Here is a 22,821-nt window from a genome sequence, read left to right as displayed (position 1 = left end):
GACATGGCCTTTCGGACGTGGGGCAGGCTGCTGCTCACGGCGCTCGGGGTGAGCGTGCTGGCCGGGGCCGGCCAGTTGGGCATCGCGTACGGCTTCGGAGTCGTACGCCTCGACGGCGCGTTCGTGGACGTCTCGGTCAACCGGTGGCCCGCCCAGCTCGTCTGGGTGGGCTGGTTCGCCGCGGTCGCCACGGTCGCCGGAGCCGTCCTCACCGAGCGCTTCGCCCGCCGCGACGACAGTCCCGGCGGCACCACCGAACTGCTCTCCATCGCCGGCGTCAGTGCGCTGGGCGCGATGGTGGTCGCCCCGCTGTGCATGCAACCGGCCCGCGCGGCCGAGCTGGGCGGGTCCGTCGACCCGGTCTGGGCCGTCGGCATCTGCGCCGCCCTCGGCGCTGTGGTCGGCGCGGGCGCCGCGATCGCCGTCCTGCTCAAGCCGCCGTTCGGCTGGGGAGTGGCGATCACCGCCGGGATCGTCTGGCTGCTGGCGCTGCTCTCCGTCGCGCCCACGATCGTCTCCAGCCGCCCGCTGGCCACGGTGCGGCTCGGCGTCCTCGAACCCTCCTGGCTGGATCCGGAGGCGGCGCAGCGCCTGTCCATGCTGCTGCTGCCGGTCCTCGCCCTGTTGGCCGGCGGCGCGGTCGGGGTGCTCGCCCGCCGGGCCGAGTGGCCGCCTCTGGTCGGCGGCGCGGCCGGGGCGGCCGGCCCGGTGCTCGTCGCGTTCGCCTATCTGACCGCCGGTCCCGGCTCGGCGACCGACCGCTACCAGGTCGCGCCCTACTACGGCGCGCTGATCGCCGTGATCGCCGGTGCGCTCGGCTCGACCGCCACCACGATGCTGCCCCGCCCGGTCACCGCAACCGGTGACCCCGACGCCGTCGAGGCGACCGACATCCTCGCCCCGCTGCCGCACTCGTCCGCTCCGGGCGTCCCGGCCGCCCCGCCCGAGCCTCCGGTGACGAGCGGTGCCGCCGCACCGGCGCACTGGAACTGGCCGGAGCCCGGCGGTTCGGCGGCGGCTCCGGCCGGTACCGACCTTCCCGCCGCCGCCCGGCCGGCCCTCGCGGATCTGCCCGCCGGCGATCAGCCGACCGTTGCGAAACGGCCGGGGGACGACCGCCCGGCCGTCGCCGACACGAGCCACGGCCAGCCCATGCCGGGTCTGCTGCCCCCGGGCCGCCGGACCTCGGCCATCGACGTCCTCGCCGCGGGCCGCCCCGACCCGGCCCCGGGTCCGGAAAGCGGCACGGCCCACGCGGGCAGCACCGGCGAGGCGGTCACCACGGACCGCGCAGGCATCTCCGACCGGGCCGTTGCCGGTTCCGCCCCTGGAACGTCCGGGCAGGCGACGGGCATCCCGGCGGACAGCGCGGCCGTCTCCGGCACCGGTTCGGCAGCCGGCACGGACGACGCCACCCCGGAACCGGAAACGACGGCGACTGCGCCCCGGGTGACCCGGCCGCGCCGTACCCGCGCCGGCCGGTCCAGCGGGACGGCCGACGAATCGACGCCACCCGCCGACGGCACCACACCCCGCCCAGGGGACGACACCTCCCCGAGCGCCGGCGCGGACACCTCACCGGCCACCGGCGGCACCGCCGACAGCCACGTTCCCGGCCCGCGTACGGACAGCGGCACCCTCGCCGGGCCGCTCACGGCCGACGCGGACAGCGACGCCCCCGCCACGCCTCGGGTCGAAGGCGCCGGGGACACCAGCGCGACGGGCCGCGCCACCCGCCCTCGGCGTACCCGCGCTCCGAAGGCCCCGCGCACCGCGGGCCCGGCCGACACGACACCGAGCGGCGAAACCGACGCCACGCCGACGGCGGCCATCCGTCGGGCCCGCCCGGCCACGGACACCGCCCCGATACCGCAGGCCGCCAGCCCGGCCCGGGACGACACGAGCGCCGCCTCGGCACCGGACCGCACGGACCCCGGCACGCCGGACGGTTCCCTCGGCAGCCCGGCTTCCCGCACCGGCTCCCCGGCCGGGGACGTCGACCCGGCTGCGCGTACCGGACGCAATTTCTTCTTCGACGACCCGGCGCCGGCCCCGTCGACCCGGCCCCGGTTCCCGATGTTCGAGGACGCGGCGCCCGGCGAGGTACGCCCGGCCTGGCCGATCACCCCGGCGGGCCGCCCGCACCGCGCCACCGCCGGACCGGACGCACCGGCCCGGGACGGCGCGGAGACGAGTGTCCCGGCCGAGCCGGCGCCGCGTCCCCGCCACCGGGGCCTCCCCGAGCCGGGCGCGAGCGCCGGTTGGGACGCGCTCGCCACGAACGCCCGTCCCGCCGGACCGGTCGCCCGGCCGGAGGCAGGGCCGGTCGCCCGTCCCGAGGCGGTGACCGCCGTACCGGCCGAGGCCGTCACCGCGCTGCCGGACGCCACGGCGCCGGAGACGACGAGCGAGCCGGACTCCCGGCGCGGCCGGCACGCCGAGCCGGACGACGCCGACGCGCCCGCCGGGAAGTCGAAGCCTCTGCGCGGTCTGTTCCGCCGCAACCGGGGGGCCAAGAGCGACTCGGAGCCGGCCGAGCGTACGGCCGAGCCGACCACCGCTGCCGACGACGAGTACGTGGACTGGGTCGCCGGTCTCGCCTCGGACGACAACGCCGACGACGCCCGCTCGCTGCGTACCGGGCGGCACCACCGGGACTGACGGACGGTCGGGGCGGACCGGATCGGCCCGCCCCGACCGAGCTCACGCCAGCGGCAGGTAGACCCGCGACCCGGAGGCGACGAACTCCTCCGACTTGCCGCGCATGCCTCGCGCCGCGTAGTCCTTCAGCTCCTGCGTGATCTTCATGGAGCAGAACTTCGGCCCGCACATCGAGCAGAAGTGCGCGGTCTTCGCGGGCTCGGCGGGCAGTGTCGCGTCGTGGTACGCCCGCGCGGTCTCCGGGTCGAGCGCCAGGTTGAACTGGTCTTCCCAGCGGAACTCGAACCGGGCCTTCGACAGCGCGTCGTCCCACGCCTGCGCGCCCGGGTGCCCCTTGGCCAGGTCGGCCGCATGCGCCGCGATCTTGTACGCGATCACGCCCGCCTTCACGTCGTCGCGGTCGGGCAGCCCGAGGTGCTCCTTCGGGGTGACGTAGCAGAGCATCGCGGTGCCGAACATGCCGATCATCGCCGCGCCGATCGCGGAGGTGATGTGGTCGTACGCGGGCGCGACGTCGGTGGTCAGCGGCCCGAGCGTGTAGAACGGCGCTTCGTGGCACCACTCCTGCTGGAGGTCCACGTTCTCCTTGATCTTGTGCATCGGCACGTGCCCGGGGCCCTCGATCATCACCTGGACGTCGTACTCCCAGGCGACCTTCGTCAGCTCGCCGAGCGTGCGCAGCTCGGCGAACTGCGCCTCGTCGTTGGCGTCGGCGATGGAGCCGGGGCGCAGGCCGTCGCCGAGGGAGAACGTGACGTCGTACTTCGCGAGCAGCGAACACAGCTCCCGAAAGTTCGTGTAGAGGAAGTTCTCCTCGTGGTGCGCCAGGCACCAGGCCGCCATGATCGAGCCGCCCCGGGACACGATGCCCGTCACCCGGTCCACTGCCAGCGGCACGTACGGCAGCAGCACCCCGGCGTGCACGGTCATGTAGTCGACGCCCTGCTCCGCCTGCTCGATGACGGTCTCGCGGAACACCTCCCAGCTCAGCTTCACCGGGTCGCCGCCGACCTTCTCCAGCGCCTGGTAGATCGGCACCGTGCCGATCGGCACCGGCGCGTTCCGCACGATCGCCTCGCGCGTCTCATGGATGCGCTTGCCGGTGGACAGGTCCATCACGGTGTCCGCGCCCCACCGAGTCGCCCAGGTCAGCTTCTCCACCTCCTCGGCCACCGACGAGGTGACGGCCGAGGTGCCGATGTTGGCGTTGACCTTCACCAGGAACGCCTTGCCGATGATGGCCGGCTCGCACTCCGGGTGGTTCACGTTCAGCGGCAGCACGGCCCGCCCGGCCGCGATCTCGTCCCGGACGAACTCCGGCGACACCGACTCGCGGATCGCCACGAACTCCATCTCCGGCGTGACGATCCCGGCCCGGGCGTACGCGAGCTGGGTCGGACGGGTTCCGGCCAGCGGCGTGCCGGCACCGCGCACCGGGGCCACGTCGCCGCGCTCGGCGATCCACGGCCCGCGCAGTGCGGGCAGCCCCACCTCCGGGTCGGAGCCGGGACCGGAGGTGTCGTAGAGCCGTACCGGTGGGTTGTCCCCGGTCAGCGTCACCTCGGCGAACGGCACCCGGATGTCCGGGCGTGAGCCTTCCACGTACACCTTGCGACGTGCCTGCATGCCAGCCTCCCTGTCGCTCATGCGGACCAGCCGAAGTGGTCCAGCGGGCCGCGTCCCGCGCCCAGCTCCCAGGTCCGCGCGCCGGTCAGCGCGCGGGTGACGTACTCCTTGGCGGCCGCCACCGCGACCGGCACCGCGTCGCCCGCGGCGAGCCGGACCGCGACGGCGGCCGAGAACGAACAGCCGGTGCCGTGGTTGTGCCGGGTGTCCACCCGGGGCGCGCGCAGCAGCCGCGTGGTTCCGCCGCCCGCGAGCACGTCCACCGACTCGCCGTCGGCGTCCACGTCGCCGCCGGTCACCACCACGAACGCCGGTCCGCGCGCCGCGAGCGCCTCGGCAGCCGCGACCATCTCCTCGACCGTGCCCACCGGGCCTCCGGTGAGGGCCGCGGCCTCCGCGCAGTTCGGCGTCGCCACCTCCGCGTACGGCAGCAGCCGCTCGACCGCCTCCACCACGCCGAGCCGGTGCCCGCTCGTGGCGACCAGCACCGGGTCGACGACCAGGTGCGGCAGCCTCCCGGCCCGGGCCGCGTCGGCCACCGCGTCGGCGACGGCGGGGGTGCCGAGCATGCCGCTCTTCACGGCGCGCACGTCGAAGTCGCCGAGCACGCTGTCCATCTGGTCGCGCACCGTCTGTGGGGGCAGCGGCAGGACGGCGTCCACGCCCCTGGTGCTCTGCGCGGTGACGGCGGTGAGGACTGTCGTGCCGTACGCCCCGAGCGCGGCGAACGTCTTGAGGTCGGCCTGGATGCCCGCTCCTGCTCCGGAGTCGGATCCTGCGACGGTGAGAACTGTTTTCGGCGTCACTGGTCTTCTCCGTTTGTTGCGGTTGAGGGCTGCGGCCGACCGTGCCCACTCCGGGCGGTCAGGCTTGATCCCTGCGTGGTCACGGTCGGCCGCAGCCCTTCTCGTGCGGGCCTTCGTCGGGTCGCGCGGGGTGGGTGCGCGTCACACGGGTGGCCGCCTCCTGGAAGGCGCTGCCCAGCGTGGTGGCGGTTTCTCTCGGGTCCTTCGCGCGCATGATGGCGCCCAGCACCGCTACTCCTGTTGCGCCTGCCTCTATGCATGCGTGGATCTGGGCCGGGGTTTCGATGCCGCCCAGGGCGAGCACCGGAACCGGGCTGGCTTTCGCCAGCTCACTCAATCCGTCCGGTCGCAACGCCGGGCCGTAGCCGGGCTTTGTCTTTGTCTCGTAGACCGGGGACACTGTTGCGTAGTGCTCGGTGGTGAGGCGGGCCAGCTCGGCGGTGTCGTGACAGGAGCGGCCGACGAGTCCGACGGCGGGCGGCGGGTACGGGCCGGCGGCGGGCAGGTGCACCGCGTCCCCGTCGAGCGGATCGGGTCCGGCCACGATCAGCGTGCCGCCCGCGTCGGCGAGGATCGCGCGCAGGTCGGCGGCGAGCGCGAGGCGCTCGGCGCGCGGTAGGTCCTTCTCCCGCAGCACCACCCACCGCACTCCCCCACCCACGGCCCGCGCCACCACGTCGACGAGCGCCCGTCGAGCGACCCGCCGATCGGTCAGCAGCACGATGCCGCTCGGCCCGCCCTGGATCTTGGTACGCGGCCGCCCCTCGAAGGGCGCATCCGTACCAAGATCCGCTAGGCGTGAGGCGGTCACAGGTCGGGCCGTCCCTCATCCGGGGTGGACGCGAGGGCGTGGAAGCGGCGGGCGATGCGGCCCGCGCCGTACGCCAGACGCCCGGCCTCGACCGCGTAGCGCATCGCCGTGGCCATCGCCACCGGGTCGGCGGCCCGGGTCACGGCGCTCGCCAGCAGCACCGCGTCGCAGCCCAGCTCCATCGCGAGCGCCGCATCCGAGGCGGTGCCGATGCCCGCGTCGAGCACCACCGGCACGTCGACGGCCTGCCGGATCAGCCGGATGTGATGCGGGTTGCCGATGCCCAGCCCGGAACCGATCGGCGACCCGGCCGGCATCACCGCCGCGCAGCCCACGTCGGCCAGCCGCCGCGCCAGCACCGGATCGTCCGACGTGTACGGCAGCACTGTGAACCCGTCCGCCACCAGCTCCTCGGCGGCGCGCAGCAGCTCCACCCCGTCGGGAAGGAGCGTGCGCTCGTCACCGATCACCTCCAGCTTCACCCAGTCGGTGTCGAACGCCTCCCGCGCCAGGTGCGCCGTCTTCACCGCCTCCACAGCGGTCCGGCAGCCGGCCGTGTTCGGCAGCAGCCGTACGCCGCACCGCTCCACCAGGTCGAGCAGGCCACCCGACCCGCCGGGGGTGGTGTCCACCCGACGCAGCGCCAGCGTCACCAGCTCGGTGCCGGACGCCCGGATCGCCTGCTCCAGCACGTGCAGGTTGGCCGCGCCGCCGGTGCCGAGAATGAGCCGGGAGCCGAACGTGACCCCGCCGATTTCCAACGTGGACATCCGCTCACCCGCCCTGGGTGGCGCTGAGGACCTCGACCCGGTCGCCGTCGCGCAGCACGCTCTCCGGCCAGCCGCCGCGCGGCACCACCTCGCCGTTCACCGCCACCGCGAGCCCGCGCTCCCGGTCGGTGACGGTGCGGACCACCTCGGCGACGGTGACGCCGTCGGGCAGCGTCCGGCCCGTGCCGTTGACGATCAGTTTCACGTGCGCTCCTTCCCGAAGCGATCCGGGGTGAAGGGGGCGAGCGCGGAATCCGGCTCGCCGGTGACGATCAGCTCGGTGACCAGGTCGGCGGTAGCCGGGGTGAGCACGATGCCGTGCCGGTGGTGCCCGGTCGCCGCGACCACGCCCGGCCGCCCCGGCAGCGGCCCGATGATCGGCGCGTTGTCCGGCGTACCGGGGCGCAGCCCCGCGACGGCCTCCACCAGCTCGTACTCGACGAGTTCCGGCACCAGCTCCGCGGCGGCGCGCAGCAGCGTCAGCACGCCACCGGCGGTGACAGCGGTGTCCGCGCGCTCCTCGACCGTCGCCCCGACCACGACCTCACCGCTGTCCCGGGGCACCAGGTAGACCGACTCGCTGTCCGCGTACCCCCGGATCACGTGCCGGAAGCCCGGCGGACCGTCACCGGGCGCGCGCAGCCGCAGCACCTGGCCCTTGACCGGCCGGACCGGCAGGCCGGTCAGCGCCGCCGCGCCGCAGCCCGCCGCGACCACCGTGACCCGCGCGTCCACCTCGGACAACGCGCCGACGCGGGCCGGACGCAGCTCCACACCGGCGCGTTCGGCGGCCGTGCGCAACGCGACGACCAGCCGCCGCGGATCGACCTGGTGGTCACCGGGCGCGACAGCGCCGCCGCGCACGCGCGGCGCCAGCGCCGGCTCGCGACCGCGCAGCTCCGAGGGACGCAACGGCGTGATCGGCAGTCCCAACCCCTGCTGGTACGACCACAGCCGCCTCGCCTCGGCCAGGTCGTCGGCGGTGAGCCCGACGACGAGCGTGCCCTCGGTGGAGTAGCCGATGTCGACGCCGCTCGCCTCGGTCAGCTCAGCCGCGAAGCCGGGCCAGCGGGCGGCGGACTCGACGAGAAGCGCGGTGAGTTCGTGCTCACCGAAGTACGCCTCGGCGACCGGCGACAGCATCCCGGCGGCCACCGACGAGGCGCCCGACCCGGGCCGGTCGTCGTGCACCACCACGCGCAGTCCGCGTTGCGCGCACCGCCACGCGATCGCCCACCCGATCGGCCCGCCCCCCACCACCGCCACCTCGGTAAGGAAGGGCCCCCTGTTAACGCCTCCGGTAGAGGAAGGGTCCCTTGTTAACACGTCAGCGCCCGCATCAGCTCGGCGGTGGCGTACGCCGGATCGGCAGCAGCGCTGAGCGCGCCGACCACCGCCACCCCGTACGCACCGGCCGCCCGCAACGCCGGCACGGTCGCGGCGGTCACCCCGCCGATCGCGATCACCGGCACGGACACCGCCGTCGCCACCGCGCGTATCCCCTCGGGGCCGATCGGTTCCGGCAGGCCGGACTTGGTGGTGGTGACGTGACACGGGCCCACGCCCAGGTAGGTGGCCCCGGCGTCCACCGCGGCACGGGCGGTCACCGGCTCGCGGGCGGTCGCGCCGAGCACCGCGTCCGGGCCGAGCACCCGGCGCGCGGCGGGCACCGGCAGGTCGTCCGCGCCGACATGGCCCCCGGCCGCGCCCACCGCGAGCGCCACGTGCAACCGGTCGTTGACCAGGCACCGCGCCCCATACGGCCGGCAGGCGTCGACCACCAGCCGGGCCAGCTCGTACGCCTCCCGGTCGGTCGCGTCGTCCTCCACGCGCACCTGCACGACGAGGTCGGCGCCGGCTACCGGCAGGGCGGCACGCAGCACGGCGAGCGGGTCACGCCCCGGCCGGGTGTCGGTGATGAGATGCAGTCGTCCCAGGGACAGCACGGCAACGCTCCTCCCTGCGCCGGCATTACCCGGATCAGGTTCGACGGTCGGGGGCTCCCAGCCCCCCTCTCAGCCCGGTCCGCACCGGGCTCCCGTGGGTCACTTGCGGCCTACCGTACGACGCCTCCTGCCCGTACGGAAGCCCGGGTGAGGTTTTTCCCAGGAACCAGCCGTCCGCCGGATCGGGGCAGTGGGTGACCGTCTCGTCACGACACGCTGCTGGGATGTCCGTTCCCGCCCGTGTCCCGCGCCGCCTGGCGACCCTGCCGTTCCGGGGCGGCCGCGCCGTGTCCGAAGGGCTGCTCACCTGGACGATGCTGCGCGGGCCGACGTGGATTCGCCTGCTCCCGGACGTGTACGTGCATCGGGACGGACACCGCGCCGACGACCACCGGATGTGGTGCGAGGCGGTGGCGTTGCGCCTGCCGCCGGGTGCCGTGCTGGCGGGACGCAGCGCCGCCTGGTTGTTCGGCGCGGACGTGCTCACCCGCGACGCGCCGGTCACCGTGCTGCTGCCGACCGCTGCTCGACTGCGACCGCACCCACGGTTGCGGGTGGTCCGGTCGCCCCTGCCGGAGCGGGACCGCACCTTCTTCGGCGGGCTGCCGGTCACCACCTCGCTGCGTACCGCGTTCGACCTGGGCCGGCAGGGCTCACTCGCCGAGGCGCTGGTCGCCGTCGACGCGCTGCTGCGTCGCCGGGTCGTGAAGCTGCCCGCACTGCGGGCCTACGCCGCCGACCGGACGGGTTGGCCGGGCGCTCCGCTGCTGCGCGAGGTGCTGGCGATGGCCGAGCCGTTGAGCGAGTCTCCGATGGAGACGCGGCTGCGGCTGCTCCTCCTCGACGCCGGTCTCGGCCCGCTCACCGCCCAGCACGAGGTGCGCGCCGGCGGACGCTTCGTGGCCCGGGTGGACCTGGCCTGGCCGGCTCTCCGCCTCGCGGTCGAGTACGACGGCGACCACCACCGGGAACGGGCTCACTTCCGGCGGGACGTGGCGCGACTGAACGCGCTCCGCGCGGCCGGGTGGGTCGTGCTCCGGTTCACCGCCGACGACGTGCTGCGCCGTCCCGACGCCACAGTCGCCCTGGTACGCCAGGCCCTGGCCGAACGTCGCGCCACCGCGGCAAACCACTGACCCGCACCCGCCGCACCCGCACCCGCACCCGCACCCGCACCCGCACCCGCACCCGCACCCGCACCCGCGGCACCCTGCCACGCCTCTGGTCCGCACCCCGCCGCACCACGCCTCCGGCACGCAGCCCGCCGCACCCCGCCGCGCCTCCAGCCCGCAGCCCGCAGCCCGCAGCCCGCAGCCCGCAGCCCGCAGCCCGCAGCCCGCAGCTACGAGTCTCGCCCCGGCGCGCGCCGGCCCGGCCACCGCCACCCGGCGCCTGACCCGTGGTGCCTGACCTGGCCGAGCCGAACCGGGCCGGGCCGGGCCAAGCAGGGCCGGGCCGAGCCGGGCCGGGCCGGGCTGGGCTGGGCCGACCGAGCCGAGCCGGGCCGAGCCGGGCCGGGCCGGGCCGGGCCGAGCCGAGCCGAGCCGAGCCGAGCCGGGCTGGGCCGGGCCGGGCCGAGCCGCCCGAGACACCACGGGCGTCAGGAGGCCGCCGCAGACACCCATGGCGTTCCACTCGCGACTGAATCTGGCGACGAGTGGAACGCCATGGGTGTCTCAAGGCCCTCTTGACACCCATACCGTTCCAGCCATCGTGGGCGCTGCCTCTGAGTGGAACGCCATGGGTGCCTCCGCGCGCGGGCGGGGCCCGGTGGGCGCACCCCGCCGCGCGGGGCAAGCCCCGACGGTTGCACGCCGACGAGCGGGCGCACCTGCGATGCGCGGGCGGACCGAACACCGGTGGACCGAACACCGGTGGACCGAACGCGCGGACGGACCCAACGCGCGGACGGACCGCGCGGACGGGCCGATCGAGCGAGCTGGCCCCACTCGCGGGCGGGCCCAACGCACGGACCGGACGCACGGGCGGGACCCAAGCGCGAGCGGACCCAACGCGCGGACCGGATGCACGGGCGGGATCCGACGCGCGGGCGGACCGAACGCGAGCGCACGGGCGGACCTAAGCGGGAGCGGACCCAACGCGCGGGCGCACGGGCGGACCTAAGCGCGAGCGGACCCAACGCGCGGACCGGACGCACGGGCGGACCCAAGCGCGGGCGGGCCCAACGCACGGGCGGGGCGCACGGGCGGGACCCGAGCGCGAGCGGACCCAACGCTCGGGCGCACGGGCGGACCCGACGCGCGGGCGGGCGCGTCGGCACCGGCGGGGACGGTCAGAGGATGGCGTCCAAGGCGTCCAGGTCCTCGTCGCTGGGCTGCCACGTCCCCGCTTCGGCGTTCGCCTTCACCTGCTCGGCAGTGGTCGCGCCGGCGATCACGGACGTCACGGCGGGACGGGCCGCCAGGCCGCCGATGGCCACCTGGAGCATGCTGATCCCGCGCTCGGCCGCGTACGCCTCGATCGCCTCGATGACGTCCCAGCGCGCGGCGGCCAGCCGCTCGGCGTACCGGCCGCCACCGGCCAGGCGGCTACCGGCCGGGGGTGCCTCGCCGCGCTTGTACTTGCCGGTGAGCAGCCCGTTGGCGAGCGGGAAGAACGGCAGCATGCCGAGGCCGAACCGCTCGCAGGCCGGGATCACCTCGTCCTCCACCCCGCGCTCCACCAGCGAGTAGTGGTTCTGCGCGGAGATGAACCGGGTACGGCCCTGCGACGACGCGGTCCAGTCGGCGTCGGCGATCTGCCACCCGGCGAAGTTGGAGTTGCCCAGGTAGCGCACCTTGCCGGCGGTCACCAGGTCGTCCAGCGCGGCGAGCGTCTCGTCGATCGGGGTGCCCGGGTCGGGCTCGTGCATCTGGTACAGGTCGATGTGGTCGGTGCCGAGCCGGCGCAGCGACGCCTCGACGGCGCGGGCGATGTAGCGGCGGGCGCCCCGGGCGCCGTGGTCGGGCCCGTTCGCGCCGTGCATGTCCATGCCGAACTTGGTGGCCACCACCACGTCGTCGCGGCGGCCCTTGAGCGCCTGGCCGAGCAGTTCCTCGGAGGCGCCCTGCGGCTCGCCGTAGATGTCGGCGGTGTCGAAGAAGTTGATCCCGGCGTCGAGCGCGGCGTCCACCACCGCGCGGGTGCCGTCGAGGTCGAGTTTGCGGCCGAAGTTGTTGCAGCCGATACCGACCACGGACACCACGAGCCCGGAGTCGCCCAGCCGGCGATAGGTCATCTCACTCACGAGATCCACCCTATGCCCGCTGCCCGGGGGTCACCCGGGCAGCGGGAGCACCTCGGCGGCCAGCGTCCGGGCAGCGGCGATTGTCGCCGCCAGCTCGGACGGGGTACGCCCCACCGCGCCCAGCAGTGCCTGCGCCCGCTCGGCGAAGTGCGGCGGCGTACCCGGCAGGCGCCCGGCGGAGGCGATCATGCCCTTCTCGTTGACAAGCCACCGTCCGGCGCGGCCGTGCAGCGCGTGGACCAGCACCCCGACCACCCGGAACAGGCAGCCGGCCACGTAGCCGGCGTCGCCCCCGGCCGCACCCTTCGCGGCGCCGTCGAGCAGCAGCCCGGTCTCCCATCCGGCCGCGACCAGCGCGGCGCCGAGCGCGGGCGGGTAGTCGACGGCCTCGGCCCGCAGCGCGGTCAGCTCGCCGGTCGGGTCGCCGAGCACCCGTCCGAGCGCCACCTCCCCGGCGTACGCGTGGGAGTAGAAGCCGAGCGGGTGCCCGGCCTGCACCTCGACCGTGTAGCGGCCGGCCCGGCAGTCCGCCCAGACCCGGTGCACGCGGTCCAGGTCGCGGTAGATCCAGTCCACCGCGACCCCGCCGACGCGCAGCCAGCCGCCCCCGTCGACCCACGGTCCCCAGCCGCCCGGGGCGGTGAGGTCCACCGGCCCGTCGGCGACCGAGGCGGCCACCGCGCGCAGCCCGGCCAGGTCCGGCGTACCCCGGTAGTAGAGGCCCAGGTCCCAGTCGGAGTCGGGCCGGTGGTCGCCGCGGGCGCGGCTGCCGCCGAGCGCCACCGCGACCACGCCGTCCACCGCACACAGCCGGTCGGCCAGGTCCCGGTCGATCACCCGACGTCCCAGACCGGCTCCGGCGTCTCCACCACGTCGCCGTCGCCGCGGAACAGCACGAACCGGTCGAAGGTACGGGTGAACCACCTGTCGTGGGTCACCGCGACCACAGTCCCCTCGAACGCGGTCAGCCCGGCTTCCAGCGCCTCGGCGGAGGCCAGGTCGAGGTTGTCGGTGGGCTCGTCGAGCAGCAGCAGGGTCGCCCCGGACAGCTCCAGCAGCAGCACCAGGAACCGGGCCTGCTGCCCGCCGGAGAGCGTGCCGAACCGCTGGTCGCCCTGACCGGCCAGCTCGTACCGGGACAGCGCCGCCATGGCCGCGTGCCGGTCCATGCCGGCGCGGTGGTCGTCGCCGCGCCACAGCACCTCGACGAGTGTCTTGGCCATCAGTTCCGGCCGGTCGTGGGTCTGCGAGAAGTGCCCGGGTCGCACGCGCGCGCCGAGCCGGACCACGCCGCCGTGGGCGACCGGTGCGAGCGCGCCGGCACCGTCGACGGGGGTGTTGCCCGGCTCCGGGTCGGTGCCGCCCCGCGCCAGCAGGCGCAGGAAGTGCGACTTGCCGGTGCCGTTCGCGCCGAGCACCGCGACCCGGTCGCCGTACCAGAGTTCGAGGTCGAACGGATACGTCAGGCCGTCGAGCTCCAGCTGCTCGGCGATGACCGCGCGCTTGCCGGTCCGCCCGCCGGTGAGGCGCATCCGGATGTCCTGGTCCTTCGGGGGTACGGGCGGCGGCCCGGCCTCCTCGAACTTGCGCAACCGGGTCTGCGCGGCCTGGTAGCGGGAGGCCATCCCGTCGTTGTACGCGGCCTTCTGCTTGTACATCAGCATCAGCTCACGCAGCTTCTGGTGCTCCTCGTCCCAGCGTTTGCGCAGCTCGTCGAGGCGGGCGTGGCGGGCCACCCGGGCTTCGTGCCAGCTCGCGAAGCCGCCCGGGTGCACCCAGGCGCTGCCGCCCTCCACCGCGACGACCCGGTCGGCGGTCTGCGCCAGCAGTTCCCGGTCGTGCGATACGTACAGCACGGACTTGCCCGACTCGCGCAGCCGCGCCTCCAGCCAGCGCTTGCCCGGTACGTCGAGGAAGTTGTCCGGCTCGTCGAGCAGCAGCACCTCGTCCGGGCCGCGCAGCAGCAGTTCCAGCGCGAAACGCTTCTGCTGGCCGCCCGACAGCGTGCGCACCGGCCGTTCCCGGGCGCTGTCCCACGGCAGGTCGAGCACGATGGTGGCGACGGTGTCGAAGAGGACCTCCGCGTCGTACCCGCCGGTCTCGCCCCAGGCGGCGAGCGCCTCGGCGTACGCGAGCTGGGTCTTCGCGGCGGCGGAGCTGTACTTGCCGCGGACCTCGGCCGCCCGCATGGCCGCCTCGGTCTCGGCGAGCCGCCGCCCGGCGTCGCGCAGCGCCGGCGGCGCCAGCGACAGGGCGAGGTCGGCGAGCGTGGACTCGTCTCCGATCATGCCGATGAACTGCCGCATCACGCCCAGCCCACCGGAGCGGGCGATCGCGCCGGTCTTCACCGGCAGGTCACCGGCGACCATCCGCAGCAGCGTGGTCTTGCCGGCGCCGTTCGGGCCGACCAGCGCCACCTTGGCACCCTCGCCGACCCGGAACGACACGTCGCTGAACAGCTCACGCCCGTCCGGGAGGATGTGCCCGACTCCTGCCACGTCCACGTATCCCACGCGGGCATCCTGCCCGAGCCGGGTCGGTGGACGACACCGGATTACCGGGTGACCCGCAGCACCCGGTAGCCCTTCTGGCTGGCGTGCCGCTCGACGGACCAGCCCTGCTCGACCAGCCAGCGGTGCAGCGAGTCGCCGCCGAGGTGCCGGGCGACGACGAGCCAGGCCACGCCGTCCGGGGCGAGCCGGGGCAGCCAGCGCAGCAGCAGGCCGTGCAGTTCCGCCTTGCCGATGTGGATCGGCGGGTTGGACCAGATCTGGGTGAAGGTGACGTCGTCCGGCAGGTCGTCGGGCGCGACGGCGCGGACCCGGTCGGCGGCGCCGACCCTTGCCGCGTTGGCGGTGGTGAGGGCGCGGGCGCGCTCGTTGACGTCCACGGCCCAGACGCGGGCCTTCGGCGCGACGGTGGCCAGGACGCAGGTGATCGGGCCGAAGCCGCAGCCGATGTCGAGCAGCGCGCCGGTGACGTCGGCGGCCGGCAGGTCGGCCTTGCGCAGCAGCACGGCGGTGCCCGGGTCGAGCCGGTCGGCGGAGAAGACGCCGCCGGCCGAGGCGAGCGTGTAGTCGCGTCCGGCGACTGTGAACTCGACCTCGCGCGGGCGGGCCGGGGTCGAGGGCTCAGCGGTGAAGTAGTGGTCGCCGGTCACGCAGGCATTCTCGCACCGGGCCGGAGCGGTTCCGGCGACGGTGTCGCGGGCGGAGCCGGACGCCACTCCGCCAGAATTTCCCGATATTACCCCTGAAAGGGACAATCAGTCCTACTCTATGCCACATGGTGTACCGGTACGAGTCCGATGAGGACGCCTTCCTGGAGTACCCGAAGCCCGGGTCGGCCCCGAACGGGCCCGCAGCCACGACGCCCCCGCCCGCGGGCCCGTCACGCTCCCGCTTCCCCACGCCGTCGCTGCCCCCGCCGCCGCGCCCGCAAGCGGCGCTGCCCCCGGCCGGCGCACCCGAGCAGGCCGACCCCGACGGGCAGGCCACGGCGGACGACGCCCGCGCCCCCGTTCCGGCACCACCTGCCCCGGCGCCGACGCCCGGGCGGCCCGCGCCACCACGCGAGCCCTCACCGGTGCCGCAGCCCGCGCCGCCCATGCCGGCACCGGTACCGGCGGCGACGAACCGGCCGACGGTCCCGATCCCGGCCAGCCCGACGGCCCGCGCCGCCGACGTCTCCGAGCTGCCCCGGACCCGGCGCGCCGAACGCCGCGGCGGCGGCCGGTTCTGGCAGACGCTCGTCGGCGGCGCCGCCGTACTTCTGCTGCTCTCGCTCACCGGGCTCGCCGTCGCGGCCCTGCTCGACGAACGCACCGCCACGCCGCCGGCCGGCCAGCCGACCCCGCAGCCGAGCGAGTCGAGCACCCCGTCCGGCGCCACCGACCTGGACTCCCGGGACACCGACCAGGCGGCGCTCACCGCCAAGGAGGTCTTCCCCACCAAGGACCTGGTGCTCACCGACGGGAAGCCCGCCTACCGGGTGCTGAAGACCCAGGCCAGCACGAAGTGCCAGGTCGCGGCCACCGGCGAGATCGCCGACCTGCTGGTCCGGCTCGGCTGCAACCAGGTCGTGCGGGGCACGCTGCGCTCCCCCGACGGCGACCACCTGGTCACCGCCGGTCTGTTCAACCTCACCGACGTGGCCACCGCCCAGCGGGTACGCGACCGCATCCGGCCGCTGCTCGACCAGCGCCAGGGACGGTTCCGCGGCATGGCGGCGGGCGACGACACCGAGGCGGTGGAGCGGGCCGCGGCCCGGGTCGCCTGGCAGGTACGCGGACACTACGTCGCCTTCTGCCTGGTCACCCGCGCCGACGGGGAACGCATTGGGAGCGACGACGCGACCGCCCGCGAGATCATGTACGACCTGGTCGAGCTGCACCTCAACCGGAGCGTGCTGGACCGTCGCGCGGCCGCCGGAACGGCCGGTCAGCCCGACGCGGACTCGGCCGGGGACAGCGCCGGTCAGCGGGGCACCGACTGAGCCCGGCTCAGCCCTCGGCCACCGGCACCCGCAACCGGCGGGTCAGATCGGCGCGGCGGGCGTACTCGGCCGGATCGGCCGGGTAGCCCACCTCGACCAGGGCCAGGCCGTGCGCGGGTGCCACTGTGACCTCGCTCGAGCGCTCGCGCCGGGTCAGCAGGCCGGCCGGCCACTGGACCGGCCGCCGCCCGTCGCCCGCCACCAGCATCGCCCCGACCAGGCTGCGCACCATGTTCTGGCAGAACGCGTCGGCCTGCACCGTGGCGACCAGGATTCCGTCCGGGTCGCGCCGCCAGTCCAGCCGGGTCACCTCGCGCAGCGTGGTCGCGTTCTCCTTGCGCCGGCAGTACGCGGCGAAGTCGTGCTCGCCCACCAGCCCGGCGGCGGAGGCGTTGAGTGCCGCCAGGTCCAGCGGCTTCGGCCAGGCCAGGGTGTCCCCGCGACGCAGCGGCTCGGCGCCCCACGGTGCGTCGGTGACCCGGTACTCGTAGCGCCGGAACGTGGCCGAGAACCGGGCGTCGAAGTCGGCCGGCACCTCGGTCATCGCGCGTACCCGCACGTCCGGCGGCAGCAGCCGGGCCAGCCGCCGCAGCAACCGCCCCTCGTGCTCCCGCCACACCGGAGCCGGGAGGTCGAGGTGGCAGACCTGCCCGGTGGCGTGCACACCGGCGTCGGTACGCCCGGCCACTGTCAGGCCGGTCACCGTGCCCGCGCCGAGCACCAGGTCCAGCGTCTGCATGAGCACACCCGCCACGGTGCGCCGGGTCGGCTGGGGGGCCCACCCGGAGAAGTCGGTGCCGTCGTACGAGACGTCCAGCCGCAGCCGGGTCCGCTCGTCCACCTCGTACCTCCTGTCGACGGCGACGGGCCCGGCACCCCCGAAGGGATGCCGGGCCCGGTCGAGCCTGATCTCAGGCCTTGTCGTTCTCGGTGGCCTCGTCGCTGTCCTCACGGGCGGCGGCGGTGTCACCCGACGCGGAGACCGGGGCCTCGGCGTCCTGGTCGCCCTCGCTGGAGCGCGGCTTCTCCTCGGCCGGGGCCAGGGCCTCGACCTTGTCCTGCTGCGCGGCCTTGCGGGCGGCGGTCTTCTTGTTCGCCTTCGGCTCGGCGACCTGAAGCTCCTCCACCAGCTCGATGATCGCCATCGGAGCGGCGTCACCCTTGCGCGGGCCGGTCTTCACGATCCGGGTGTAGCCACCGTTGCGGTTGGCGTACCGGGGCGCGATCTGGTCGAACAGGGCGTAGACCACGTCCTTGTCCTTGACGACGCCCAGCACCCGGCGACGCGCGGCGAGGTCGCCGCGCTTGGCCTTGGTGATGAGCTGCTCGGCCAGCGGACGCAGCCGCCGGGCCTTCGTCTCGGTGGTCTGGATCTTGCCGTGCTGGAACAGCGCGGTGGCCAGGTTGGCCAGCATCAGCCGCTCGTGCGCGGGGCTGCCGCCGAGGCGGGGGCCCTTGGTGGGCGTGGGCATGCTTGGTGCTCCTCAGGTGTGGCGGCAGCGCGGACTAGAGCTGCTCGGTCTCGCGGTAGTCATCGGTGTCGTAGTCCGCCTCACCGAAGGCGTCCACGACGTGCGCCGGGTCGAAGTTCGGAGCCGAGTCCTTCAGCCCCAGGCCCATCCCGGCGAGCTTCATCTTGACCTCGTCGATCGACTTCTGGCCGAAGTTGCGGATGTCGAGAAGGTCGGCCTCGGTACGCCCGATGAGCTCACCAACGGAGTTGATGCCCTCGCGCTTGAGGCAGTTGTAGGAGCGGACGGTCAGGTCCAGCTCCTCGATCGGCAGGGCCAGGTCCGCCGCCAGCTGGGCGTCCTGCGGCGACGGGCCGATGTCGATGCCCTCAGCGGTCTCGTCCAGCTCACGGGCGAGCCCGAACAGCTCCACCAGCGTCGAGCCGGCCGAGGCCAGCGCGGTACGCGGGCCCATCGACGGCTTGGTCTCGACGTCGATGATCAGCCGGTCGAAGTCGGTCCGCTGCTCGACACGGGTCGCCTCGACCCGGTACGTCACCTTGAGCACCGGCGAGTAGATCGAGTCGACCGGGATCCGGCCGATCTCGGCGCCCGCCTGCTTGTTCTGCGCCGCCGTGACGTAGCCGCGACCCCGCTCGACGGTCAGCTCCATGTCGAGCCGGCCCTTGCCGTTGAGGGTGGCGAGCTTCAGGTCCGGGTTGTGCACCGAGACACCGGCCGGGGGCTGGATGTCACCGGCGGTCACGTCGCCCGGGCCCTGCTTGCGCAGGTACATGCTGACCGGCTCGTCGTGCTCGGAGCTGACGCACAGCTCCTTGATGTTCATGACGAGCTCGACCACGTCCTCCTTGACCCCGGGGATCGTGGTGAACTCGTGCAGGACACCGTCGATCTTGATCGAGGTGACCGCCGCACCGGGGATGGAGGACAGCAGCGTACGCCGCAGGGAGTTGCCCAGCGTGTAGCCGAAGCCGGGCTCCAGCGGCTCGATGGTGAACCGGGAGCGGGTCTCGTTGATCGACTCTTCGGAGAGAGACGGTCGCTGGCTGATGAGCATCTTTTCTCTTCTCTTCCGGGGCGCCCGCTATTTGACGCCCACGACACAACTGTTCCGGTGGCCCGCCCCGGAGGACGGGCCACCGCAATGAGCCCTTACTTGGAGTAGAGCTCGACGATCAGCTGCTCCTGGACCTGGGTGTCGATCACCTGGCGGGCCGGGAGCGAGTGCACGAGGATCTTCAGCTGGCTCGGAATCGCCTCCAGCCACGCCGGAACGGTCCGCGAGCCGGCCTCACCCTGCGCCACGAGGAACGGGGTGAGCTCCTTGCTCTTGGCACGCACCTCGACGATGTCGTGCTCCTTGACGCGGTACGACGGGATGTCGACCTTCTTGCCGTTCACCGTGAAGTGGCCGTGCTTGACCAGCTGACGGGCCATGTCCCGGGACTTGGCGTAGCCGGCCCGGTAGACCACGTTGTCCAGCCGCGACTCGAGGATCTGCAGCAGGACCTCGCCGGTCTTGGCCTCCTTGCTCACGGCCTCTTCGTAGTAGCCGCGGAACTGCTTCTCCAGCACGCCGTAGACACGACGGGCCTTCTGCTTCTCACGGAGCTGGAGCAGGTACTCCGTCTCCTTCGTGCGGCCGCGGCCGTGCTGCCCGGGCGGGAACGGCCGGGACTCGAACGGGCACTTCGGACCATCGCACTTGCTGCCCTTGAGGAACAGCTTCATCTTCTCCCGCCGGCAACGGCGGCAGTCAGCACCGGTGTAACGAGCCATCTCTCTCTAACCTCTCAGACCCGGCGACGCTTCGGCGGACGGCACCCGTTGTGCGGCTGCGGCGTGACGTCGGAGATCTGCCCGACCTCGAGGCCGACGGCCTGCAGCGAACGGATGGCGGTCTCCCGGCCGGAGCCGGGGCCCTTGACGAACACGTCGACCTTGCGCATGCCGTGCTCCATCGCGCGGCGCGCGGCGGCCTCGGCGGCGAGCTGCGCGGCGAACGGAGTCGACTTGCGGGAGCCCTTGAAGCCGACCTGGCCGGAGGAGGCCCAGGAGATGACCGCACCGGTCGGGTCCGTGATGGACACGATGGTGTTGTTGAAGGTGCTCTTGATGTGCGCCTGCCCGTGGGCGACGTTCTTGCGTTCCTTGCGCCGGACCTTCTTGACGGCGGCTCCGGCACGAGCCTTCGGTGGCATAAGTCTGTGCGCTCCTAGTTACTTCTTGCCGGGCTTCTTCTTGCCGGCCACGGTCCGCTTCGGGCCCTTCCGGGTCCGCGCGTTGGTCTTGGTGCGCTGGCCACGCACGGGCAGACCGCGACGGTGCCGGATACCGGCGTAGCAGCCGATCTCGACCTTGCGGCGGATGTCAGCGGCGACCTCGCGGCGCAGGTCGCCTTCAACCTTGTAGTTGCCCTCGATGTGGTTCCGGAGCTCGACGAGCTCCTCGTCCGTGAGGTCCCGAACGCGCTTGTCCGGCGAGATGCCGGTCGCGGCGAGCGTCTCCAGGGCGCGGGTGCGACCGACCCCGAAGATGTAGGTGAGCGCGATCTCCATCCGCTTCTCGCGGGGGAGATCCACGCCGACTAGACGTGCCATGTGCGGGCGTACTCCTCGTGATGTGTGGCGGAGGTGTGGACCCGTCCCACCCCGCTACGCGACCGGCCCTGTCCTTCCGGCGACGAACGCCGGCGACCGGGACGGGTCGCTGCCCGAGCGGGCCCCGGCCTCCGACCGGGGGTCAACCACGAGGGGGTACGCGAGGCGCACCGACCGCGGCTGGGACGAGTTGGTGATGTGTGGGGCGTCAGCCCTGGCGCTGCTTGTGGCGCGGGTCGGTGCAGATGACCATGACCCGGCCGTGCCGGCGGATCACCCGGCACTTGTTGCAGATCCTCTTGACGCTCGGCTTGACCTTCACGGTTGCCTTACTTCCCATCTGGCCCGGAGCCGCGACGGTGCGCGATCCGGACGTCGAAGACGGACACGGGAACGTCCCGGCCGCCGTCAGGATTACTTGTAGCGGTAGACGATGCGCCCGCGGGTCAGGTCGTACGGCGAGAGTTCGACGACGACCCGGTCCTCCGGCAGGATGCGGATGTAGTGCTGCCGCATCTTGCCGCTGATGTGAGCGAGCACCTTGTGGCCGTTCGCGAGCTCCACCCGGAACATGGCGTTCGGCAGGGGCTCGATGACCCGACCCTCGATCTCGATTGCTCCGTCTTTTTTCGGCATGTACTCCGCTGTCCTGACGTCGGTTGCTCCGGACGGCCCACAACGTCTTACACGGGAGAACTGACCAAGATCAGGAAACCCGCGCCAGCCGCGGCTCCGACTCCCACCGAAGCGCTGGGTGGGCATGGCGGAGTGGACGCTGTGCGCCGATCTGAAAGTGTACGCCGACCCGCGCGCGCTCGCCAAACCGACCGGCCCGGCGGTCACCCGGACGGCACGGATATGACGCAGATCACGTCTCCGGCAGCTCCCGCTTCGCCTGCCGGCGGGTCTCCCGCTCGACCTGCTTGCGCCGCCGCCGCTCGGCGTCCTTCTCCGGCGCACCGTGGGCCAGCCCCTGCATGGTCTGGTAGAGCACCACGGCGCCCCACGGCCCGAGCACCCAGATCGGCCAGTAGTCGTCGAGCTCGAACTCGCCCTCACCGAGCTGGGAGACGAACCAGACGGCGGTGAGGATCAGGGCCACCTTCAGCCAGGGCCCCCAGACCCCCAGCAGCCAGGCGTTACGCGCGCTCAAGCCCGACCGCTCCCGGGCGGCCACGCCGCTCTCCCCGGTCGCGCGCGGAGCCGGCAGGGAACGCTCGGCCGGCGCGGTGCCGGGCAGATCGGTCAGCAGCTCGTCCAGCTCGCCGTAGGTCTTGGCCCCGTACGCCTGGCGGAGCCGATCGTCGTACTCGCCCAGGTCGAGCCGTCCCTCGGCCAGCGCCGTCCGAAGTCGCTCCGCGGTGGCCTCCCGGTCCGCGTCGGCCGCCCGCATCCGGTTGCGCTCATCCATGGGAACCAGCATGGCATCCGATCGCCAAGACGGCACGGTGTGCGGCGCTCATCCGGCGGCCGGGACCGGCGATCAGGCGGCCGGGGAGTCGACCGGCGTCTGCCGCGCGGTCACCAGATCGCCCAGGCGGGCCCGTCCGCCGTCCTCCGCGGTCAGCACCCACACGCCGTCCTCGAGCAGCGCCATCGAGTGCTCCACGTGCACCGCCATCGACCCGTCCCGGGTCACCACGGTCCAGCCGTCGGCCAGCTCGACCGTACGCGGCGAGCCCATCGTGATCATCGGCTCGATGGCGAGCGCCAGACCCGGCACCAGGCGCGGCCCCTTGCCGGGACGCCCGTGATTGAGCACGTGCGGGTCCTGGTGCATCTCGGTGCCGATGCCGTGGCCGCCGTAGCCGTCGACGATGCCGTACCGGCCGCCCTTACGGACCGCGGTCTCGACCGCGTGGGAGATGTCGGTCAGCCGGCCCCTGCCGGAGGCCGCCCCGCGCGCCGCGGCGGCGATCCCGGCCCACATGGCGTCCTCGGCCACCGCTGTCATCCTCAGCAGCGCCGGGTCGACCTCGCCGACCGGCACCGTGACCGCCGCGTCGCCGTGCCAGCCGTCCAGCACCGCGCCGCAGTCGATCGAGATCAGGTCGCCCTCGCGCAGCACCTGCTCGGGCGACGGGATGGCGTGCACCACCTGCTGGTTGACCGAGGAGCAGATCGACGCCGGGAAGCCGTGGTAGCCCTTGAACGACGGCACGGCGCCGGCCTCGCGGATGGTCGACTCGGCGATCGCGTCCAGGTCGGCCGTCGACACCCCGGGCGCCACCGCCTCGCGCATCCGGCGCAGGGCACGGGCGACGACCAGACCGGCGGCCCGCATCAACTCGATCTGCTCGGGGGTCTTCAGCTGGATGTCCAGCTGGGGACGGCGCATGGTGGTGTTTACCTTTCGTCGCGCGTACGCGGAGCAGCGGGGCACGTCGC

The 22,821-nt window shown here is 73.8% G+C and carries 24 protein-coding genes and 1 riboswitch; of the genes, 3 read left to right on the top strand and 21 right to left on the bottom strand.

The features are described 5' to 3' along the window. Nucleotides 1-3 precede the first annotated feature (3 nt). Nucleotides 4-2,661, top strand: a complete 2,658-nt coding sequence (locus O7607_RS16110) for a hypothetical protein (protein WP_269704023.1) — start codon at nt 4-6, stop codon at nt 2,659-2,661. A 42-nt stretch (nt 2,662-2,703) separates the two neighbouring features. Here the strand turns inward: O7607_RS16110 and thiC are convergent, their stop codons facing one another. From thiC to thiE, 7 genes are all read right to left on the bottom strand, one after another. Beyond that, nucleotides 2,704-4,287, bottom strand: coding sequence for a phosphomethylpyrimidine synthase ThiC (gene thiC, locus O7607_RS16105; RefSeq protein ID WP_269704022.1), 1,584 nt, complete (start codon nt 4,285-4,287; stop codon nt 2,704-2,706). 17 nt (nt 4,288-4,304) lie between these two features. Beyond that, entirely contained in the window at nt 4,305-5,093 is a 789-nt protein-coding gene (gene thiD, locus O7607_RS16100; protein ID WP_269704021.1) for a bifunctional hydroxymethylpyrimidine kinase/phosphomethylpyrimidine kinase, read from the bottom strand. Between the two features lie 79 nt (nt 5,094-5,172). Beyond that, nucleotides 5,173-5,838 (bottom strand): thiamine phosphate synthase, encoded by a 666-nt coding sequence (locus O7607_RS16095; protein ID WP_269706993.1) that lies wholly within the window; start codon nt 5,836-5,838, stop codon nt 5,173-5,175. Nucleotides 5,839-5,900: 62 nt separating this feature from the next. Continuing rightward, a complete protein-coding gene (locus O7607_RS16090) occupies nt 5,901-6,674 on the bottom strand; it encodes a thiazole synthase (protein ID WP_269704020.1) in 774 nt (257 codons plus the stop codon). A gap of 4 nt (nt 6,675-6,678) precedes the next feature. Next, a complete protein-coding gene (gene thiS, locus O7607_RS16085; protein WP_269704019.1) occupies nt 6,679-6,879 on the bottom strand; it encodes a sulfur carrier protein ThiS in 201 nt (66 codons plus the stop codon). Beyond that, on the bottom strand, nt 6,876-8,000 hold the full coding sequence (thiO, locus tag O7607_RS16080; protein WP_269704018.1) for a glycine oxidase ThiO: 1,125 nt from the start codon (nt 7,998-8,000) through the stop codon (nt 6,876-6,878). The genes thiS and thiO overlap by 4 nt, the downstream gene beginning before the upstream one ends. After that, nucleotides 7,994-8,620 carry a thiamine phosphate synthase gene (thiE, locus tag O7607_RS16075; RefSeq protein ID WP_269704017.1) on the bottom strand — a complete coding sequence of 209 codons (627 nt, stop codon included), beginning with the start codon at nt 8,618-8,620 and terminating at the stop codon, nt 7,994-7,996. The genes thiO and thiE overlap by 7 nt, the downstream gene beginning before the upstream one ends. Beyond that, nucleotides 8,615-8,726: riboswitch (TPP riboswitch) on the bottom strand. It overlaps the preceding gene by 6 nt. A gap of 118 nt (nt 8,727-8,844) precedes the next feature. Here thiE and O7607_RS16070 point away from each other — a divergent pair. Beyond that, nucleotides 8,845-9,756 carry an endonuclease domain-containing protein gene (locus tag O7607_RS16070; RefSeq protein WP_269704016.1) on the top strand — a complete coding sequence of 304 codons (912 nt, stop codon included), beginning with the start codon at nt 8,845-8,847 and terminating at the stop codon, nt 9,754-9,756. A gap of 1,157 nt (nt 9,757-10,913) precedes the next feature. On the opposite strand, the gene O7607_RS16065 is transcribed toward O7607_RS16070, so the two are convergent. The 4 genes from O7607_RS16065 to O7607_RS16050 are packed head-to-tail and all read right to left on the bottom strand — an operon-like array spanning nt 10,914 to nt 15,027. Then, nucleotides 10,914-11,876 (bottom strand): aldo/keto reductase, encoded by a 963-nt coding sequence (locus O7607_RS16065; protein WP_269704015.1) that lies wholly within the window; start codon nt 11,874-11,876, stop codon nt 10,914-10,916. Nucleotides 11,877-11,897: 21 nt separating this feature from the next. Next, nucleotides 11,898-12,704 carry a nucleotidyltransferase family protein gene (locus tag O7607_RS16060; RefSeq protein WP_269704014.1) on the bottom strand — a complete coding sequence of 269 codons (807 nt, stop codon included), beginning with the start codon at nt 12,702-12,704 and terminating at the stop codon, nt 11,898-11,900. Further along, nucleotides 12,701-14,380: an ABC-F family ATP-binding cassette domain-containing protein gene (locus tag O7607_RS16055; RefSeq protein ID WP_269704013.1), complete on the bottom strand. Its 1,680-nt coding sequence runs from the start codon at nt 14,378-14,380 to the stop codon at nt 12,701-12,703. The genes O7607_RS16060 and O7607_RS16055 overlap by 4 nt, the downstream gene beginning before the upstream one ends. 41 nt (nt 14,381-14,421) lie before the next feature. Next, nucleotides 14,422-15,027 carry a class I SAM-dependent methyltransferase gene (locus O7607_RS16050; protein ID WP_269704012.1) on the bottom strand — a complete coding sequence of 202 codons (606 nt, stop codon included), beginning with the start codon at nt 15,025-15,027 and terminating at the stop codon, nt 14,422-14,424. A 125-nt stretch (nt 15,028-15,152) separates the two neighbouring features. On the opposite strand from O7607_RS16050, the gene O7607_RS16045 reads away from it, so the two are divergent. Further along, the gene (locus O7607_RS16045) at nt 15,153-16,361 is read left to right on the top strand and encodes a hypothetical protein (protein ID WP_269704010.1); all 1,209 of its coding nucleotides are present in this window, start codon (nt 15,153-15,155) and stop codon (nt 16,359-16,361) included. A gap of 7 nt (nt 16,362-16,368) precedes the next feature. Here the strand turns inward: O7607_RS16045 and truA are convergent, their stop codons facing one another. From truA to map, 10 genes are all read right to left on the bottom strand, one after another. Then, a complete protein-coding gene (gene truA / locus O7607_RS16040; protein ID WP_269704008.1) occupies nt 16,369-17,202 on the bottom strand; it encodes a tRNA pseudouridine(38-40) synthase TruA in 834 nt (277 codons plus the stop codon). A 70-nt stretch (nt 17,203-17,272) separates the two neighbouring features. Further along, nucleotides 17,273-17,833, bottom strand: a complete 561-nt coding sequence (rplQ, locus tag O7607_RS16035; protein WP_269704006.1) for a 50S ribosomal protein L17 — start codon at nt 17,831-17,833, stop codon at nt 17,273-17,275. Nucleotides 17,834-17,867: 34 nt separating this feature from the next. Then, entirely contained in the window at nt 17,868-18,890 is a 1,023-nt protein-coding gene (locus O7607_RS16030) for a DNA-directed RNA polymerase subunit alpha (protein WP_007073009.1), read from the bottom strand. Nucleotides 18,891-18,985: 95 nt separating this feature from the next. Further along, a complete protein-coding gene (gene rpsD, locus O7607_RS16025) occupies nt 18,986-19,612 on the bottom strand; it encodes a 30S ribosomal protein S4 (protein ID WP_018784565.1) in 627 nt (208 codons plus the stop codon). A 14-nt stretch (nt 19,613-19,626) separates the two neighbouring features. Further along, complete coding sequence (rpsK, locus tag O7607_RS16020; RefSeq protein ID WP_013288613.1) at nt 19,627-20,034, bottom strand: 30S ribosomal protein S11; 408 nt, start codon at nt 20,032-20,034, stop codon at nt 19,627-19,629. Between the two features lie 18 nt (nt 20,035-20,052). Beyond that, entirely contained in the window at nt 20,053-20,433 is a 381-nt protein-coding gene (gene rpsM / locus O7607_RS16015; RefSeq protein WP_013288614.1) for a 30S ribosomal protein S13, read from the bottom strand. Between the two features lie 208 nt (nt 20,434-20,641). Then, nucleotides 20,642-20,755 (bottom strand): 50S ribosomal protein L36, encoded by a 114-nt coding sequence (gene rpmJ, locus O7607_RS16010; RefSeq protein WP_012184307.1) that lies wholly within the window; start codon nt 20,753-20,755, stop codon nt 20,642-20,644. Between the two features lie 92 nt (nt 20,756-20,847). Beyond that, nucleotides 20,848-21,069 carry a translation initiation factor IF-1 gene (gene infA, locus O7607_RS16005; protein ID WP_007073013.1) on the bottom strand — a complete coding sequence of 74 codons (222 nt, stop codon included), beginning with the start codon at nt 21,067-21,069 and terminating at the stop codon, nt 20,848-20,850. A 232-nt stretch (nt 21,070-21,301) separates the two neighbouring features. Further along, complete coding sequence (locus tag O7607_RS16000; protein WP_269706992.1) at nt 21,302-21,826, bottom strand: DUF1707 SHOCT-like domain-containing protein; 525 nt, start codon at nt 21,824-21,826, stop codon at nt 21,302-21,304. Nucleotides 21,827-21,916: 90 nt separating this feature from the next. Next, nucleotides 21,917-22,771 carry a type I methionyl aminopeptidase gene (gene map / locus O7607_RS15995; protein WP_269704005.1) on the bottom strand — a complete coding sequence of 285 codons (855 nt, stop codon included), beginning with the start codon at nt 22,769-22,771 and terminating at the stop codon, nt 21,917-21,919. Between the last annotated feature and the right edge of the window lie 50 nt (nt 22,772-22,821).

The sequence above is a fragment of the Micromonospora sp. WMMA1949 genome (assembly GCF_027460145.1).
Classification (GTDB): Bacteria; Actinomycetota; Actinomycetes; order Mycobacteriales; family Micromonosporaceae; genus Micromonospora.
Note: the sequence above shows the minus strand (reverse complement) of the source record. Positions and strands in the feature narration are given on the sequence as shown.